Annotated in this window: 13 protein-coding genes (1 of these 13 cut by a window edge); 6 read left to right on the top strand and 7 right to left on the bottom strand. The window is 40.3% G+C overall.

Translation table 11 applies throughout. The annotated features are described in order from the left end of the window. The 3 genes in view from metN to INQ00_RS03850 are tightly spaced (at most 39 nt apart) and all read left to right on the top strand, a layout consistent with a single transcriptional unit that may run on beyond the window. Positions 1-954, top strand: the 3' portion of a protein-coding gene (gene metN, locus INQ00_RS03860) for a methionine ABC transporter ATP-binding protein MetN (protein ID WP_197547351.1). Its footprint begins 84 nt before the window's first position; the window shows 954 of its 1038 coding nt (coding positions 85-1038); its start codon lies off the left edge, out of view; its stop codon occupies positions 952-954. Further along, complete coding sequence (locus tag INQ00_RS03855; RefSeq protein WP_111304832.1) at positions 944-1636, top strand: methionine ABC transporter permease; 693 nt, start codon at positions 944-946, stop codon at positions 1634-1636. Before metN ends, INQ00_RS03855 begins: the two co-directional genes overlap by 11 nt. Before the next feature lie 39 nt (positions 1637-1675). After that, on the top strand, positions 1676-2506 hold the full coding sequence (locus INQ00_RS03850) for a MetQ/NlpA family lipoprotein (protein WP_197547350.1): 831 nt from the start codon (positions 1676-1678) through the stop codon (positions 2504-2506). A gap of 186 nt (positions 2507-2692) precedes the next feature. Here INQ00_RS03850 and rpoC read toward each other — a convergent pair whose 3' ends face one another. The 7 genes from rpoC to tal all read right to left on the bottom strand — a co-directional run bounded on the left by rpoC (position 2693) and on the right by tal (position 14991). Beyond that, positions 2693-6943, bottom strand: a complete 4251-nt coding sequence (rpoC, locus tag INQ00_RS03845; protein ID WP_197547349.1) for a DNA-directed RNA polymerase subunit beta' — start codon at positions 6941-6943, stop codon at positions 2693-2695. Between the two features lie 123 nt (positions 6944-7066). Then, positions 7067-11095 (bottom strand): DNA-directed RNA polymerase subunit beta, encoded by a 4029-nt coding sequence (gene rpoB / locus INQ00_RS03840; RefSeq protein ID WP_197547348.1) that lies wholly within the window; start codon positions 11093-11095, stop codon positions 7067-7069. Positions 11096-11390: 295 nt separating this feature from the next. Continuing rightward, positions 11391-11762 carry a 50S ribosomal protein L7/L12 gene (rplL, locus tag INQ00_RS03835; protein WP_049357197.1) on the bottom strand — a complete coding sequence of 124 codons (372 nt, stop codon included), beginning with the start codon at positions 11760-11762 and terminating at the stop codon, positions 11391-11393. 54 nt (positions 11763-11816) lie between these two features. Next, positions 11817-12308 (bottom strand): 50S ribosomal protein L10, encoded by a 492-nt coding sequence (gene rplJ, locus INQ00_RS03830; RefSeq protein ID WP_197547347.1) that lies wholly within the window; start codon positions 12306-12308, stop codon positions 11817-11819. 312 nt (positions 12309-12620) lie between these two features. Continuing rightward, positions 12621-13010: a RidA family protein gene (locus INQ00_RS03825; protein ID WP_197547346.1), complete on the bottom strand. Its 390-nt coding sequence runs from the start codon at positions 13008-13010 to the stop codon at positions 12621-12623. Between the two features lie 80 nt (positions 13011-13090). Further along, a complete protein-coding gene (locus tag INQ00_RS03820) occupies positions 13091-13837 on the bottom strand; it encodes an MlaA family lipoprotein (RefSeq protein ID WP_197547345.1) in 747 nt (248 codons plus the stop codon). Positions 13838-14037: 200 nt separating this feature from the next. Then, positions 14038-14991 (bottom strand): transaldolase, encoded by a 954-nt coding sequence (gene tal / locus INQ00_RS03815; RefSeq protein ID WP_197547344.1) that lies wholly within the window; start codon positions 14989-14991, stop codon positions 14038-14040. 292 nt (positions 14992-15283) lie between these two features. Here tal and INQ00_RS03810 point away from each other — a divergent pair, with 292 nt between their 5' ends. The 3 genes from INQ00_RS03810 to oppC all read left to right on the top strand — a co-directional run bounded on the left by INQ00_RS03810 (position 15284) and on the right by oppC (position 18855). After that, positions 15284-16909, top strand: a complete 1626-nt coding sequence (locus INQ00_RS03810) for an ABC transporter substrate-binding protein (RefSeq protein WP_197547343.1) — start codon at positions 15284-15286, stop codon at positions 16907-16909. 80 nt (positions 16910-16989) lie between these two features. Further along, positions 16990-17910 carry an oligopeptide ABC transporter permease OppB gene (oppB, locus tag INQ00_RS03805; protein WP_049357190.1) on the top strand — a complete coding sequence of 307 codons (921 nt, stop codon included), beginning with the start codon at positions 16990-16992 and terminating at the stop codon, positions 17908-17910. Between the two features lie 9 nt (positions 17911-17919). After that, positions 17920-18855: an oligopeptide ABC transporter permease OppC gene (oppC, locus tag INQ00_RS03800; RefSeq protein WP_197547342.1), complete on the top strand. Its 936-nt coding sequence runs from the start codon at positions 17920-17922 to the stop codon at positions 18853-18855. The last annotated feature ends 3 nt before the right edge of the window (positions 18856-18858 follow it).

Raw genomic sequence — 18858 nt, 5'->3', positions numbered from 1 at the left:
CCGAAGGGGCAGATTTGCGGTGTCATTGGTGCTTCTGGTGCAGGTAAAAGTACACTTATCCGTTGTGTAAACTTATTAGAAAGACCGACTCATGGTGCCGTTGTCATCGATGATGTGGATCTGACTCAACTTTCTGACGCTGAATTAGTGAAAACACGCCGCCAAATCGGCATGATTTTCCAACATTTTAATTTGTTGACCTCTCGAACCGTTTTTGAAAACGTAGCGTTGCCACTTGAATTAGAAAATAAATCAAAAGCAGAAATTCAAGAAAAAACGACTGCACTTTTAGCACTTGTAGGATTAAGTGATAAACATAATGTGTATCCTGCTAATCTCTCAGGCGGTCAAAAACAACGTGTAGCTATTGCTCGTGCACTTGCAAGCGATCCAAAAGTCTTACTTTGTGATGAAGCCACCAGCGCATTGGATCCGGCCACAACTCAATCCATTCTAAAATTATTAAAAGAAATCAACCGCACTTTAGGTATCACCATTCTTCTTATCACCCATGAAATGGAAGTGGTTAAACGCATCTGTGATCAAGTTGCAGTGATTGATAAAGGTCGCCTGATTGAACAAGGCACAGTTAGCGAAATTTTCTCTAATCCGAAAACAGAATTAGCTCAAGAGTTTATCAGCTCTACCTTCCACATTACCTTGCCGGAAGAATATTTAGAAAATCTATCTGATACACCAAAACATGCCAAATCGTATCCGATCATCAAATTTGAATTTACAGGTCGTTCAGTAGATGCCCCATTACTTTCTCAAGCATCAAAAAAATTTGGTGTTGAACTCAGTATCTTAACATCACAAATTGATTATGCCGGTGGGGTAAAATTTGGCTTTACCATTGCGGAGGTTGAAGGTGATGAAGATGCTATTACGCAAGCCAAAGTTTATTTAATGGAAAATAACGTTCGAGTAGAGGTGCTAGGCTATGTTCAATGAGTTATGGGCAACATTTAGCCAACAATTCCCTGATAATTTTGCGAGTTTATTAACGGTATCAACTGTTGAAACGGTTTATATGTCGGTATTGTCGACATTAATTGCGGCTTTATTAGGCTTACCACTTGGTTTTTTAACCTTTTTAACCAATAAAGGGGCGATTTTAGAAAACAAAAAACTCAATGCGTTCTTAAACGTCATTATTAATATCGGACGTTCAATCCCTTATATTATTTTGTTACTTGCTTTAATTCCGCTTACCAGTTGGTTACTTCCTGGCGGGAGCATTGGTTCTAATGCGGCAATTGTGTCATTAAGTGCTGCAGCAACACCATTTTTTGCACGTCTTACGAGCAATGCACTTTTTGAGATCCCAACCGGTTTGACTGAAACAGCAAAAGCCATGGGCGCAACCAATTGGCAAATTATTCGTAAATTCTATTTGCCTGAATCTTTACCAACGCTTATTAATGCGATTACACTCACCTTCGTGACATTAATTGGCTATACCGCAATGGCGGGAACGCAAGGCGGTGGCGGTTTAGGAAGTCTTGCCATTAACTATGGTGTCTATCGCAATATGCCATCGGTAACTTGGGCGGCTACGATTGTTATCGTGATAATCGTCATGCTCAGTCAAAAATTAGGCGATACGCTCGCAAAACGAGTGGATCACCGTTAATTATTTTCTATACCATTTTATTCACAACAAGGAAAAAACATGAAATTAAAAAACTTATTTGCTATCACCGCTATCGCGTCAGCATTAGTATTAACAGGTTGTAAAGAAGAGAAAAAAGCAGATGCAGCGTCAACTGCGCCTGCAGCAACATCAATCAAAGTTGGTGTAATGGCTGGTCCTGAGCACCAAGTAGCCGAAACCGCTGCAAAAGTTGCAAAAGACAAATACAACTTAAATGTTGAATTTGTTTTATTCAATGACTACGCATTGCCAAACACGGCTGTATCTAAAGGTGATTTAGATGCTAACGCAATGCAACACAAACCTTACTTAGATGAAGATGTAAAAGCGAAAAACTTAAACAACTTAGTGATCGTTGGCAATACCTTTGTTTACCCACTTGCTGGATATTCTAAAACCATCAAAAATGTAAATGAATTAAAAGATGGCGCGAAAGTTGTTGTGCCAAATGACCCATCAAACCGTGGTCGTGCATTAATCCTCCTTGAGAAACAAGGTTTAATCAAACTTAAAAATTCTAACGATCTTCTTTCAACTGTAGCAGATATCGTTGAAAATCCGAAAAACTTAAAAATTTCTGAAGTGGATACCTCTGTTGCAGCTCGTGCATTAGATGATGTTGATCTTGCGGTTGTAAATAACACTTATGCGGGTCAAGTTGGCTTAAATGCACAAGATAACGGTGTATTCGTAGAAGATAAAGATTCTCCATACGTAAACATTATTGTTTCACGTACTGATAACAAAGACAGCAAAGCAATCCAAGATTTCGTCAAAGCATACCAAACTGAAGAAGTTTACCAAGAAGCGAAAAAACACTTTAAAGATGGTGTTGTAAAAGGCTGGTAATCTTAGCTTAAGCAAAATATTTCAAAGCCACCGATTAAGGTGGCTTTTTTATTGATAAAAAGAAAGTGCGGTCATTTTTTCGATACTTTTCCAAAAGAAAAATTCGTTAAAAACTGACCGCACTTTCTTTATTGAGATAATAAAAAACCCGAGCCTAAACTCGGGTTTTCTTTTATCGATTAGCGATTACTCTGCATCATCTGCCATATTAAGCATTTCTGCCAAGTTAGTTGTTGCATCATCTGCTGTCATCACGAATTCATCAGCAATTGCTGCTTCATCGTCTTCAGACAATTTAATCACAACATCGTCTACAATACGTTTTTTGTGACGACCTTGGTGATACGCAAAACCAGTACCAGCAGGGATTAAACGACCTACGATTACGTTCTCTTTCAAGCCACGTAATTCATCACGTTTACCCGCCACTGCAGCTTCAGTAAGCACGCGAGTAGTTTCTTGGAACGATGCTGCAGAAATGAAGGATTCTGTCGCCAATGACGCTTTAGTAATACCAAGTAATTCACGTTCAAATTCAACTGGTAGTTTACCTTCCGCTTCACGTTTACGGTTTACAATTTTCACGCGAGCCACTTCAACTTGTTCCCCTTCGAGGAATTCGCTGTCATAAGCTTTCGTGATAACTGCTTTACGTAACATTTGACGTACGATAACTTCGATGTGCTTATCGTTAATTTTTACCCCTTGTAAGCGGTAAACTTCTTGCACTTCGTTCACGATATATTCAGTTACAGCACGAACACCGCGTAAACGTAAGATATCATGTGGAGTCTCTGCACCATCAGAAATCACATCACCACGTTCTACCATCTCGCCTTCAAATACGTTTAGTTGACGCCATTTTGGAATCATTTCTTCGTAGATTTCACCTTCAGTTGGGGTGATTAGCAAGCGACGTTTACCTTTGGTTTCTTTACCGAAGGACACGATACCTGAAATTTCTGCCAAGATAGCAGGCTCTTTCGGTTTACGAGCTTCGAATAGATCAGCAACGCGTGGAAGACCACCGGTAATATCTTTAGTACCTACAGATTCTTGTGGAATACGTGCAAGTGGTTCACCCACTTTCACTTCCGCACCGTCATCTAAACTTACGATTGCTTTACCTGGTAAGAAGTATTGTGCAATAACGTCAGTTTCAGGTAAGAAGATATCGTTACCTTTTGCATCAACTAATTTGATGGTTGGACGTAAATCTTTACCTGCAGTTGCACGTTCACCCACGTCTTGTACCACGATAGAAGAAAGGCCAGTTAATTCATCCGTTTGACGAGTTACAGTTAAACCGTCCACGATATCGATGAATTTCACAAAACCTGATACTTCAGATACAACTGGCATGGTATGTGGATCCCAGTTTGCCACTGTTTCACCCGCTGATACTTCTTGACCGTCTGCTTTATTCAATACTGTACCGTAAGGCACTTTATAGTGTTCTTTCGTACGACCAAATTCATCAGTCACCGTTAATTCAGTATTACGAGAAGTTAAAACTAATTTACCTTCGTCATTAACAACGAATTTCGCGTTAGCAAGGTGTAAAGTACCGTTGTTTTTGATTTGTACGCTAGATTCTTTCGCTGCTGCAGAAGCTGCACCACCGATGTGGAACGTACGCATGGTTAACTGTGTACCTGGCTCACCGATAGATTGAGCAGCGATAACACCAACTGCTTCACCTTGGTTGATGAGATGACCACGCGCTAAGTCACGACCGTAACATTTCGCACATACACCAAAGTCAGTATCACAAGTTACAACAGAACGTACTTTTACGCTGTCCACTGAGTTTGCATCTAACACATCACAAAGTTTTTCATCTAATAAAGTGTTACGTGCAATTAAGATTTCTTCTGTACCTGGTTTATACACATCTTCAGCTACAACACGACCTAACACTAATTCACGAAGTGGAACTTTCTCATCGCCACCTTCGATTAATGGAGTCATGACTAAGCCTTCGTGTGTACCACAGTCATCTTCAACGATCACTAAGTCTTGTGCCACGTCAACTAAACGACGAGTTAAGTAACCAGAGTTTGCTGTTTTTAATGCGGTATCCGCCAAACCTTTGCGCGCACCGTGGGTTGAAATAAAGTACTGAAGTACGTTCAAACCTTCACGGAAGTTCGCTGTAATTGGGGTTTCGATGATCGAACCATCTGGACGCGCCATCAAACCACGCATACCTGCTAACTGACGAATCTGAGCTGCAGAACCACGCGCACCAGAGTCAGCCATCATAAAGATACTGTTGAAAGAGGCTTGTTTCTCAGGGTTACCTTCACGGTTGATTACTTCTTCCTGAGATAAGTTTTCCATCATCGCTTTCGCTACGCGCTCATTTGCCGCAGCCCAAATATCGATTACTTTGTTATAACGTTCGCCAGCTGTCACAAGACCAGATTGGAACTGTTCTTGAATTTCTGCCACTTCTTCTTCCGCTGCAGAAATAATTTCGTATTTTTTCTCTGGGATAACCATATCGTCGATACCCACAGAAGAACCTGAACGTGCAGCATAAGCAAAACCGGTATACATAATATGGTCAGCAAACATTACTGCTTCTTTCAAACCTAAACGACGATACGCTTCGTTGATAAGTTTAGAAATTGCTTTTTTACCTAATGTTTGGTTGAACAATGAATAAGGCATGCCTTTCGGCGCGATCATCCATAAGATTGCACGACCGATAGTGGTATCGGTTAATGTGGTTTTCTCTTCTAATTCGCCAGCTTCATTTTTCACATATTCAGTAATACGTACTTTAACGCGAGAATGTAACTCTGCTTCACCTGTGCGATACGCTTTTTCAGCTTCGCGCGGATCTTGCAGTAACATCCCTTCGCCTTTACCGTTTACTTTTTCACGGGTCATATAATAAAGACCCAACACCACGTCTTGCGATGGAACGATAATTGGATCACCGTTTGCTGGTGAAAGTACGTTGTTGGTTGACATCATTAACGCACGCGCTTCTAACTGCGCTTCAAGTGTTAATGGTACGTGAACCGCCATTTGGTCACCATCGAAGTCCGCGTTGAACGCCGCACAAACAAGTGGGTGTAACTGGATTGCTTTACCTTCGATTAGAAGTGGTTCAAACGCTTGGATACCTAAACGGTGAAGTGTTGGCGCACGGTTCAATAGAATTGGGTGCTCACGAATAACTTCTGCCAAGATATCCCAAACGATCGCGTCTTCACGCTCAACCATTTTCTTAGCCGCTTTAATTGTGGTTGCATAACCACGGCTTTCTAATTTTGCATAGATAAACGGACGGAATAATTCCAATGCCATTTTCTTCGGTAAACCACATTGGTGTAAGTGCAAGTATGGACCTACAGTGATTACAGAACGGCCTGAATAGTCAACACGTTTACCTAATAAGTTTTGACGGAAACGACCTTGTTTACCTTTGATCATATCCGCAAGTGATTTTAATGGACGACGGTTAGAACCCGTAATCGCACGACCACGACGACCATTATCTAATAACGCATCAACAGATTCTTGTAACATACGTTTTTCGTTGCGCACGATAATATCTGGTGCGATTAAATCTAATAAACGTTTTAAACGGTTGTTACGGTTGATCACGCGACGATATAAATCGTTCAAGTCAGACGTTGCAAAACGACCACCATCTAATGGTACTAATGGACGTAAATCTGGTGGAAGTACTGGTAATACAGTCATCACCATCCACTCTGGTTTATTACCAGACTGTTGGAAAGCTTCTAATAATTTTAAGCGTTTAGTGATTTTCTTACGTTTTGTTTCAGAGTTAGTTTCTTGTAACTCTTCACGTAATTTTTCACATTCCACTTCAAGATCAATACCTTTAAGTAAATCTTGAATTGCTTCAGCACCCATTTTCGCTTCGAATTCATCTTGCCAACGGTCTTCTGCATCAAGGAATTGTTCTTCAGTTAATAACTGTCCACGCTCCAAATCGGTCATACCCGGTTCGGTCACGATGTACATTTCAAAGTAAAGCACACGTTCAATATCACGTAATGGCATATCAAGTAATAAACCAATACGGGACGGAAGTGATTTTAAGAACCAAATGTGTGCAACTGGACAAGCCAATTCGATATGGCCCATACGTTCACGACGCACTTTAGTTTGTGTAACTTCAACACCACATTTTTCACAAATCACACCACGGTGTTTTAAGCGTTTATATTTACCGCATAAACATTCGTAATCTTTTACTGGCCCGAAAATACGTGCACAGAAAAGACCATCACGCTCAGGTTTGAACGTACGATAGTTGATTGTTTCAGGTTTTTTAACTTCACCAAATGACCAAGAACGGATCATGTCTGGAGAAGCTAACCCAATTTTAATCACATCAAAATCTTCACTCGTTTTTGATTGTGCTTTTAAAAACTTAACTAAGTCTTTCACAAATAGTCTCCTGTCGGAGTTAAGGGTTTCAAAGTGCGGTCAAAAATATTTTGTTTTTTAACCGCACTTCGGCGATTTCTTCCTTTTGCTTCCCCTGCGAACAGAGGAAGACAGGTTTGTCGATTACTCTTCGTCTAACTCGATATTCAAACCAAGTGAACGGATTTCTTTCATAATTACGTTGAAAGATTCCGGTGTACCCGGATCCATTTGCTGGTTACCGCCAACGATGTTTTTATACATCTTCGTACGGCCGTTCACGTCATCGGATTTCACGGTTAACATTTCTTGTAAGGTGTAAGCCGCACCGTATGCTTCAAGTGCCCATACCTCCATCTCACCGAAACGTTGACCACCGAATTGTGCTTTACCACCAAGTGGTTGTTGAGTAACAAGACTATAAGAACCAGTTGAACGAGCATGCATTTTGTCATCAACTAAGTGGTTCAATTTGAGCATGTACATATAACCTACGGTTACTGGACGCTCAAATTTCTCACCAGTACGACCATCGTATAACGTAATCTGACCTGAAGTTGGTAAGCCACCAAGTTTCAACATTTCTTTGATTTCTTGCTCAGCAGCACCATCAAACACAGGTGTTGCTACCGGTAAACCTTTACGTAGGTTTTCCGCTAAACGCATGATTTCGTCATCGCTAAAGGTGCTTAAATCAACTTTTTGTGCGCCATGACCTAAATCATATGCTTTTTGCATATAGCCACGAAGTTTCTCAACATCTTGTTTTTGTTTGATCATCGCATTGATTTGATCACCGATACCTTTCGCCGCTAAGCCTAAGTGGGTTTCTAAGATCTGACCGATGTTCATACGAGACGGTACGCCCAGTGGGTTCAATACGATTTCAACCGGTTGACCGTTTTCATCGTATGGCATATCTTCCACAGGGTTGATTTTTGAGATAACACCTTTGTTACCATGACGACCCGCCATTTTATCACCCGGTTGGATGTGACGTTTCACCGCAAGGTAAACTTTAACCACTTTTAACACGCCTGGTGCTAGGTCATCGCCTTTAATGATTTTCTTACGTTGTACTTCAAGTTTGTGTTCAAACTCTTTACGTAATTCTTCATATTGCTCAGCAAGCTGTTCTAATTGGTTTTGTTTTTCTTCATCAGAAATGGTTTGTTCTAACCATTTGGTGCGATCCATTTTATCTAATTGAGCTGCATCAATACCGCCAGCGATAAGTACATTACGTACACGAGCAAACAAGCCAGCTTCTAAAATTTCTAATTCATCAGAAAGGTCTTTCTTAGCTTGTTTTAACTGCATTTCTTCAATTTCTAATGCACGTTTGTCTTTTTCTACGCCATCACGGGTGAAGACTTGAACGTCAATTACAGTACCACTTACGCTGTTTGGTACACGTAATGAAGAGTCTTTCACATCAGATGCTTTTTCACCGAAGATTGCACGTAACAATTTTTCTTCTGGTGTTAATTGCGTTTCGCCTTTAGGGGTTACTTTACCGACTAAGATGTCACCACCTTTCACTTCAGCACCCACATAAACGATACCTGATTCATCCAATTTGCTTAATGCAGATTCACCTACGTTTGGAATATCCGCAGTGATTTCTTCAGAACCTAATTTCGTATCACGCGCCACACAAGATAATTCTTGAATGTGGATTGTCGTGAAGCGGTCTTGTTGTACAACACGCTCAGAAACTAACATTGAGTCTTCGAAGTTATAACCGTTCCAAGGCATGAACGCCACGCGGATATTTTGACCTAATGCTAATTCACCTAAGTCTGTTGAAGGACCATCAGCTAATACTTCACCACGGTTAATTGGATCGCCTAAATTCACACAAGGAATTTGGTTGATACAGGTATTTTGGTTAGAACGGGTGTATTTAATTAAGTTATAAATATCGATACCCGCTTCGCCTGCTACAGTTTCGTCTTCATTTACTTTGATAACGATACGAGAAGCATCAACGTATTGAACTGTACCACCTCGTTTTGCTACAACAGCCACACCTGAGTCAAGTGCGATTGGTTTTTCCATACCTGTACCTACTAACGGCTTATCGGCACGTAAGGTAGGAACCGCTTGACGTTGCATGTTCGCACCCATTAAGGCACGGTTCGCATCATCATGCTCTAAGAATGGAATTAACGCTGCAGCCACAGATACGACTTGTTGGGTTGAAACGTCCATATAGTGAATTTCTTCTGGTTTATAAAGACCAGATTCACCACGTTCACCACGAGCAGTAACGAATGCATCTGTAAAGCGATTGTTCTCATCAAGGTTTGAGTTCGCCTGTGCAATGATGTAGTTTGCTTCATCAATCGCAGATAAATATTCGATTTCCTCGGTTACTTGGCCATCAACCACTTTACGATATGGGGTTTCTAAGAAACCGTAATCGTTCGTACGCGCAAACGCAGAAAGTGAGTTGATCAAACCGATGTTTGGACCTTCAGGGGTTTCGATTGGACATAAACGACCATAGTGGGTGTTATGTACGTCACGTACCTCAAAGCCTGCGCGTTCACGCGTTAAACCGCCTGGACCTAATGCAGAAATACGACGTTTGTGTGTTACTTCTGATAATGGGTTGTTTTGGTCCATGAATTGCGAAAGTTGTGAAGAACCAAAGAATTCTTTCACTGCCGCAGAAATTGGTTTCGGATTAATTAAGTCTTGTGGCGTGATCGCATCTAAATCGCCTAAGGATAAACGCTCTTTAACCGCTCTTTCTACACGAACTAAACCAATACGGAATTGGTTTTCTGCCATTTCACCCACAGAACGAATACGACGGTTACCCAAGTGGTCGATATCATCCACTTCACCACGACCATTACGGATATCGATGAGTTTTTTCATCACTCGAATGATATCGTCGTTACTTAAAATACCCGTACCCTCGCCTTCAGGAATACCTAACGAGCGATTAAACTTCATACGACCTACCGCAGATAAATCATAACGTTCTGCAGAGAAGAATAAGTTATTGAATAATGCTTCAGAAGATTCTGGTGTAGGTGGTTCACCTGGACGCATCATACGATAAATTTCATATAACGCACTTACACGATCGTAAGTTGGATCAACTCGTAATGTTTCAGAAATATATGGACCGTAATCTAAGTCATTAGTGAATAATGTTTCGATCACTTTATAGCCTGCTTGCGATAATTTCGCTAACACTTCTAAAGAAATCTCTCCATTTGCTGGGCAAATGATTTCACCAGATTCAAGATCTACATAATCTTTCGCTGCAACTTTACCTGCGATATATTCAGTTGGCACTTCAACTTGTGTCACATTATCTTTTTCTAATGCTTTGATGTGACGAGCTGTAATACGACGACCGCGTTCTACATAGACTTTGCCATTTGCTTCAATATCAAATGTCGCCGTTTCACCACGTAGACGTTCTGGCACTAATGTCATTAATAATTTATTGCCAGCGATTTCGAAAGTTACTTTGTCGAAGAATAAGTTTAAGATTTCTTCAACGGTGTAACCTAACGCACGTAAAATAATGGTTGCCGGTAATTTACGACGACGGTCAATACGCGCATATAAGTTATCTTTTGGATCAAATTCGAAATCTAACCAAGAACCACGGTAAGGGATGATACGTGCGTTATAAAGCACTTTACCTGAAGAGTGTGTTTTACCTTTGTCAGAATCAAAGAATACGCCCGGGCTACGGTGTAATTGTGAAACGATAACACGCTCAGTACCATTGATAACAAAAGTACCGTTGTCAGTCATTAATGGGATTTCACCCATATATACTTCGCTTTCTTTAATGTCTTTGACTGCGTGTGATGAAGATTCTTTATCGTAGCTAACCAAACGTAATTTTACGCGTAAACCTGCTGCATAAGTTGAACCACGAATTTGGCATTCACGCACATCAAATTCTGGCTCTTCTAAACGGTAATCAACATATTGTAATTCTGTATAACCGTTATTGCTTACGATTGGGAATACAGAACGGAATGCAGCTTCTAAGCCTTGTTGACCTTCAGGATCTTTTTGAATGAATTTATCAAAAGAATCTAATTGGATGGTTAATAAATAAGGTACATTTAAAACTTGCGGACGTTTGCCGAAGTCTTTACGAATTCGTTTTTTCTCAGTATAGGAGTAACCCATTATTGGTTTTCCTCTGTAAATTTTAGTGAGACCGAGTTGATATAAAAAAGTGCGGTCAAATTGATTGACGCTTTTATTTATATCGGAGATTGACGCCGTTTCGGATACCGCACTCTGAACCTTACTTCTGTAGTGGGTTACTTAAATTAAAACGTCTGATTAATTTAAGTGGAAACAGATACCATTAAACGGAAAATGCCTATCTGTTTTTTGTGCTGTTTTTGATAGCACAAAATGGCTGATGGTAAACCACCAGCCATTAAGCCTGAGAAACAGGACATAAGTGAATCAAAAATTATTTGATTTCTACTTTTGCACCAGCTTCTTCTAATTCTTTCTTAAGTGCTTCAGCTTCTTCTTTAGAAATGCCTTCTTTTAAGTTAGCTGGAGCAGATTCAACTAAGTCTTTAGCTTCTTTTAAGCCTAAACCAGTTGCACCACGTACTGCTTTGATAACTGCTACTTTGTTAGCACCAGCTTCAGCAAGAACTACGTCGAATTCAGTTTTTTCTTCTGCCGCTGCTGCTGCGCCGCCAGCTGCTGGAGCTGCTGCTACTGCTGCTGCAGAAACGCCGAATTTTTCTTCCATCGCTGCGATTAATTCAACGATTTCAGTTACAGATTTAGAAGCAATCGCTTCAATAATTTGTTCGTTAGTTAATGACATAACAATCAATTCCTAAAATTAATAAAGTTAAATGAAGTAAGAAACGCTTAATGATTAAGCTGCTTCTTGTAATTTGTCGCGTAATGCCGCAAAAGTGCGAACAAGTTTGCCTGCCGCAGCTTCTTTCATTGTGCCCATTAAACGTGCAATTGCTTCTTCGTAAGTTGGTAATGTTGCTAAGAATTCAACATCTTGGATCTTACCTTCAAAGGCTGCACCTTTAATTTCAAACTTATCGTTTGCTTTAGCAAACTCTTTGAACAAACGAGCAGCTGCGCCCGGATGTTCGTTAGAGAACGCGATAAGTGTTGGACCTACAAACGTATCTTTTAAGCATTCGTAATCTGTGCCTTCAACCGCGCGACGTAATAAAGTATTACGAACTACACGCATTGTAACGCCAGCTTCACGTGCTGATTTACGTAATTCAGTCATTTTATCAACAGTTACACCGCGAGAATCTGCGATTACTGCTGAAAGTGCACCTTTGGCTGCTTCATTTACTTCAGCAACAATTGCTTGTTTGTCTTGAAGATTTAATGCCATTGGCTTTTAGCTCCTGAATACACTCCGATTTCTCGGAATTAATTTACCTCATCGAAAGAGTTATCTTTCAGACTAGGATGACTTCGGTGCCCAGAAGCAAGAAATATTCTTATTCTGTTCACCATCTACGTAGGATTATTAAGACGATTATTGCTAACCATTCCCTACGGTCTTGGACGGGGCTTGAATAGGTCAAGCACCAACCAGAAATTTTACGCTAAGCGTAATTTAGGAGCGAGATTATAGTGATTAATCTCGCTCTTGTAAAGTCTATTGTAGAAAAAATCTGCAGATCTTAACCGCACTTTCCTATTATTTTCTTACCGCAATCGCTTCGATTTCTAAGCCAACATCTTTTGGCAAGCGAGCAACTTCTACACAAGAACGTGCAGGGAAGTTAGGATGATTATTTTCTTTGAAGAATTTCTCGTACTCTGCATTTACTGCTGCAAAATCATTCAGATCTTTCACAAACACAGTAGTTTTCACAATATCACCCACGGTCAAACCCGCTTGTTCAATAATCGCTTTCACATTCTCTAAAGATTGACGCGCTTGAGCCACAATATCTTTCGGCACTTCACCATTCGCCGGATTAACGGGAATTTGTCCCGATGTTAAAACTAAATTACCTAAATCTACCGCTTGAACATAAGGGCCGATTGCGGCAGGGGCTTTTTCTGTATGAATGATTTTAGTCATGATATTCTCCTTTAATCTTGACGTATAAACACGCTTACTATCCTAACATATAAGCGTCTTAATCACTTATATGAGTATTCTTAATCAATCTCTTTTAATACATCATCAGAGAGTTCTTTCTGTGAACCTTCTTTCACTTTACCATCATTTACTTTAAATTCTAAATTCTGATAATAAGCTTCGCGGAAGGTGACATAAGGATCTTGTGCTTGATTTAGCAACTCGGTTTGGTCCAATGTTTTCGAGCGTTTATCTACCGCTTGCACACCGTATTTCACAAGTGACCACGGACCACCTACCCAATTCCAGAACGGATAGGTATAAGCTGCATCAACTACTGCCCCTGTTAATTGACGAGGTGTCGTCGCATTATAGATAGGCAACACAATATAGGCTCCCGCATCTACACCGTAGGTGCCCAATGTTTCCCCAAAGCTACGTTGATCATAAACCTGTAATTCTTTACTTGCACTTGCAAAGTCAAATAAGCCACCAATACCAAAGGTTGAGTTAATCCAAAAACGGTTGAAGTGAACAAAGGCTTTTTTCGGCTCACCTTCTAATAAACGGTTTACAAAGCTCACTGGCTCATCCAAGTTGTTTGCCACATTGGATAAACCTTTTGTGATCGGTGTCGGCACGTAATCACGCCAGCCTTTTGCTGCTGGTTCCAACACATAGCGATCCATGACTTTATAGTTAAAATCAAACATCGTACGGTTAAAACCTTCTAATTTATCATTGCGTTCACCATCAGCTTTAGTTGCACAACCTGTTAAAACAGCCGTTGCCATTAAGCCTACCGCAAGTAAAGGTGCTTTTTTCATTCCACTTTCCTATTACAAAAAATTGTCTTTATTCTAACCAACTTGAAAGATAACTACAAAAGAATTTATTTAAGCCTTGAGATTGCTCTTTCTGTTAGCCATTATTGAAATCGTATTTTTTAGTTTTCAAAAAATCACTTTTGTTCCCTGCATAAACAAAAAGTGCGGTTATTTCTAACCGCACTTTCTTCTCTATCAAATTAAAGTTTTGCTGAAAGCATCGCTTCTAATTTCTCTTGGTCAACTGCAAATTTACGAATACCATCTGCTAATTTTTCGACAGCCATCGCATCACTGTTATGTTGCCAGTAGAATTCAGCTTCAGTTAATGGTTGAGGTTTCGCTTTTACTTCACCTTTATACTCTAATTTACGCACAAGTGGAGCTGTGTTTTCTTGTAATTCTTTAAGTAAAGCAGGAGCAATAGTTAAACGGTCACAACCCGCTAATTCAGTGATTTCACCTACATTACGGAAACTTGCGCCCATCACCACCGTTTTATAACCATATTCTTTGTAGTAGTTATAAATTTTGGTTACAGAAATTACACCTGGGTCTTCTGCCGGAGCATATTCTTTTTTGTCGGTATTTGCTTTATACCAGTCTAAAATACGACCGACGAATGGCGAAATTAAATAAACACCCGCTTCAGCACATGCACGCGCTTGCGCTTCGGAGAATAATAAGGTTAAGTTACAGTTAATCCCTTCTTTTTCAAGAATTTCTGCCGCACGGATACCTTGCCAGGTTGAAGCAATTTTGATCAAAATACGATCATTTGAAATGCCTGTCGCATTATAAAGTGCGATAAGTTTACGTGCTTTTTCAACGGTTGCTTGGGTATCGTAAGAAAGACGAGCATCTACTTCTGTTGAAATGCGTCCTGGAACAATTTTTAAAATTTCTAAACCGATGTTTACCGCTAATTTATCTTCTGCATCAATTAATTGTTGCGTTTTGTCTGCACTTTGTGCTTTTGCATAAGCAACCGCTTCATCAATTAATGGTGCATATTGTGGTAATGCTGAAGCACTTAAAATTAAAGATGGGTTTGTTGTTGCATCTTGCGGTTGGTATTTTTTAATGGCATCAATATCGCCAGTATCAGCCACAACGACGGTCATATTACGAAGTGAATCTAACTGAGTTGTCATTATATTCTCCTTGAATGGACTTGTTTGAATCTAATCAAGTTACGATAGCATAATTAGCTTTAAAAAGGTAATTTCTCCAGGAAAATATTTGCGATAGGAAAAACCAATACATTCTAGACTTCCTTTCTCATATCATCACTTTTAGCAATTTTTTCGCGATTTATTAGATACAAATCACAAAATGTTATTTTTCTTCAAATAATTTCCTGACAAATCTTTACAAAAATGAATTTTTGAGCTAATAAGTGGAGGACTCTTTATAAAAATATCGCCTAATGACAAGGAGGCTCAAATGCAACACAAACTACTCTTCTCAGCAATCGCTCTTGCTCTTTCCTATTCTGCTCAAGCGGTTATAGTACCTGAGGGAACGCAATTAGATGAAAAACAGCATATCGTCATCAATAACGGGGCAGAACCACAAAGTTTTGACCCACAAAAAACCGAAGGTGTGCCAGAATCTGCCGTTGCTTATCAATTACTTGAAGGCTTAGTCACCTCAGACTCTGAAGGTAAACTTCAACCAGGTGTGGCTGAAAGCTGGGAAAATACACCTGACTTCAAAACTTGGACATTCCATTTACGTAAAGATGCTAAATGGTCAAACGGCGATCCTGTTACCGCGCACGATTTCGTATTTGCGTGGCGTCGTTTAGTGGATCCTGCAACTGCAGCGCCTTATGCAAGTTACTTAAGTTACTTACAAGTAGAAAATGCGCAAGACATCATTGACGGTAAGAAAAAACCGGCTGAATTAGGTGTTGAAGCAAAAGATGATTACACCTTTGTGGTTCATGCAACCAATCCTGTGCCTTATGCAGTCAGTTTAACGACTCACCAATCCTTATTGCCATTACCACAAAAAGTGGTCGAAAAATTGGGTGATGCATGGGTGAAAAAAGAAAACTACGTGGGTAATGGCGCCTATAAACTGACTAACCACATCATTAACGAAAAAATTGAATTTGAACGCAACCCACTTTATTGGAACGATAAAGAAACCGTAATCAATAGCGCGACATTCCTCGCTATTGAGAACCCAAGCACCGATGTAGCGCGTTATCGTGCAGGTGATTTAGACATGACCAATTATGGTTTACCGCCAGAACAATTCGCTAAATTACAAAAAGAATTGCCAGGCGAAGTATACATTACTCGTACCCTAGCAACTTATTCTTATGAGTTAAACAATAAGAAAGCACCTTTTGATAACGTGAATGTTCGCAAAGCCTTGAACTTATCCCTTGATCGTAATGTGATCACCGATAAAGTATTGGGCCAAGGTCAAACACCAACCTATGTGTTTACCCCAACTTACATCGAAGAAGGTCATCTCATTCAACAACCTGCTTATTCAAAAGAACCGATGGCACAACGTAATGAAGAAGCCATTAAACTCTTAGAAGAAGCTGGTTACAGCAAAGCGAATCCGTTGAAATTCAGCATTCTTTACAATACCAATGAAAACCACAAAAAAGTGGCCATTGCTGCAGCATCTATGTGGAAAGCGAACACCAAAGGTTTGATTGATGTGAAATTAGAAAACCAAGAGTGGAAAACTTACATTGATAGCCGTCGTGCAGGTCGTTACGATGCGGCACGTGCAGGCTGGAATGCGGATTACAACCAAGCCACAACATTCGGCAACTATTTCTTATCTAATTCGAGTAACAATACCGCGAAATACGCGAATCCAGAATATGATAAAGCGATTGCAGAATCTTATGTTGCAACTGATGCAGAAGGTCGTGCAAAAGCTTATGCGAAAGCCGAAGAAATTCTTGCAAAAGATTACGGTATCGTACCAATCTTTAACTATGTGAATCCACGCTTAGTGAAACCTTACGTAAAAGGTTATTCAGGCAAAGATCCGCAAGATCACATCTACTTACGCAACCTTTACATTATTAAACATTAATTCGTTGCTAGTATTTAAGTGCGGTTAAAAATTATCGCGTTTTTTGACCGCACTTTTCGCCCATTTTGGTTGGAGTTGTTATGCTCAAGTTTATTTTTAAACGGCTGTTGGAAGCCTTGCCAACGCTGTTTATTTTGATTACTTTTTCTTTCTTTTTGATGCGTCTCGCCCCTGGCAGCCCGTTCACTTCTGAACGTGCTTATCCGCCAGAAGTCATGGCTAATATCGAAGCGAAGTATCATTTAAATGAACCATTATATAAACAATATTTCCTTTATTTAGAAAATCTTTCCAAAGGAGATTTTGGTCCCTCTTTTAAATATAAAGACCAATCAGTCAATGATTTAATCGCGTCAGCTTTCCCTGTTTCCATAAAATTGGGAATGGTGGCCTTCGCCTTTGCAGTCGTGTTAGGGGTAACAGCAGGTACGCTCGCTGCTCTCAATCAAAATAGCCGTTGGGATTATATTCTGATGAGTTTCTCGATGCTTGGAGTCATTATGCCAAGCTTTGTCTTCGCACCAGTCTTGGTGCTGATTTTCGCCATTTATTTAGGGTGGCTGCCAGCTGGTGGTTGGAACGGCGGTACCGCCATGTACATGATCTTACCTGTAGCCTCCTTAACTATCGCTTATGTTGCAGGGATTGCGCGTATCATGCGTGGCTCGATGATTGAAGTGTTACATTCCAACTTTATTCGTACCGCCAAAGCTAAAGGACTTTCCACGTCGAGAATCATTTTAAAACATGCTTTGCGCCCTGCTCTTTTACCAGTGATCACCTATTTAGGGCCTGCTTTCGTAGGGATTATTACCGGCTCAATGGTCATCGAAAGCGTATTTGGTTTACCTGGCATGGGGTTATTATTTGTAAACGGCGCATTAAACCGCGATTATTCTTTAGTTTTAAGTCTCACTATCTTAGTGGGGACATTAACCATTTTATTTAATGCGATTGTGGATATTTTATACGCCATCATCGATCCAAAAATTCGTTATTAAGGATAAGTTATGACAGATTATCGTACTCAGCCGATTAATCAGAAAAATGCGGATTTTGTGGAACAAGTGGCTGACCGTATTGAAGAAATGCAACTGGAAGGCCGCAGTCTATGGCAAGATGCGAAACGCCGTTTTTTCCGCAACAAAGCGGCCGTTGCCAGTCTGATTATTTTGGCGTTTATTATTATATTTATCACCGTAGCGCCTTGGCTCTTCCCATTTACCTATGAAGATACCGATTGGAATATGATGAGCGCTGCACCAACAATGGAAGGCTATCACTTCTTCGGTACCGATGCCTCGGGTCGAGACTTGTTGGTGCGCACTGCTATCGGTGGACGGATTTCCTTATTGGTCGGTATCGCAGGTGCTTTCATTTCAGTAACCATCGGTACAATTTATGGCGCGATTTCCGGCTATGTAGGCGGTAAAACGGATATGTTGATGATGCGCTTTTTAGAAATTCTTAGCTCATTTCCATTTATGTTTTTCGTAATTTTGCTGGTGACCCTTTTTGGCCAAAACATTTTCTTAATTTTTATCGCTATCGGTGCCATTGCTTGGCTTGGTCTTGCACGTATCGTACGCGGACAAACCCTAAGCCTAAAAAATAAAGAATTCGTCGAAGCCGCCATCGTTTGTGGCGTACCTCGTCGCCAAATCATTTTGAAACACATTATTCCGAATGTATTAGGCTTAGTAGCAGTTTACGCCTCGCTTGAAGTACCGGGACTCATTCTATTTGAATCATTCTTAAGCTTCTTAGGATTAGGAACTCAAGAACCGATGAGTAGCTGGGGTGCACTCTTAAGTGATGGTGCTGCGCAAATGGAAGTCTCGCCTTGGCTATTAATTTTCCCGGCATTTTTCCTTTGCCTTACCCTATTTTGTTTTAACTTTATCGGTGACGGGTTGCGTGATGCACTCGATCCGAAAGATAGATAGGAG

It is taken from the genome of Haemophilus parainfluenzae (assembly GCF_014931275.1).
GTDB lineage: Bacteria > Pseudomonadota > Gammaproteobacteria > Enterobacterales > Pasteurellaceae > Haemophilus_D.
The sequence above is the reverse complement of the archived record's forward strand: the minus strand, read 5'-3'. Positions and strand labels throughout refer to the sequence as shown.

Excerpts from the sequence above, each read along its gene's own strand:
- rpoB (WP_197547348.1), bottom strand. The coding sequence starts at position 11,095 with ATGGGTTACTCCTATACTGAGAAAAAACGAATTCGTAAAGACTTCGGC.
- oppB (WP_049357190.1), top strand. The coding sequence starts at position 16,990 with ATGCTCAAGTTTATTTTTAAACGGCTGTTGGAAGCCTTGCCAACGCTG.
- tal (WP_197547344.1), bottom strand. The coding sequence starts at position 14,991 with ATGACAACTCAGTTAGATTCACTTCGTAATATGACCGTCGTTGTGGCT.
- INQ00_RS03855 (WP_111304832.1), top strand. The coding sequence starts at position 944 with ATGTTCAATGAGTTATGGGCAACATTTAGCCAACAATTCCCTGATAAT.
- INQ00_RS03810 (WP_197547343.1), top strand. The coding sequence starts at position 15,284 with ATGCAACACAAACTACTCTTCTCAGCAATCGCTCTTGCTCTTTCCTAT.
- INQ00_RS03825 (WP_197547346.1), bottom strand. The coding sequence starts at position 13,010 with ATGACTAAAATCATTCATACAGAAAAAGCCCCTGCCGCAATCGGCCCT.
- rplL (WP_049357197.1), bottom strand. The coding sequence starts at position 11,762 with ATGTCATTAACTAACGAACAAATTATTGAAGCGATTGCTTCTAAATCT.
- oppC (WP_197547342.1), top strand. The coding sequence starts at position 17,920 with ATGACAGATTATCGTACTCAGCCGATTAATCAGAAAAATGCGGATTTT.
- INQ00_RS03850 (WP_197547350.1), top strand. The coding sequence starts at position 1,676 with ATGAAATTAAAAAACTTATTTGCTATCACCGCTATCGCGTCAGCATTA.
- INQ00_RS03820 (WP_197547345.1), bottom strand. The coding sequence starts at position 13,837 with ATGAAAAAAGCACCTTTACTTGCGGTAGGCTTAATGGCAACGGCTGTT.
- rplJ (WP_197547347.1), bottom strand. The coding sequence starts at position 12,308 with ATGGCATTAAATCTTCAAGACAAACAAGCAATTGTTGCTGAAGTAAAT.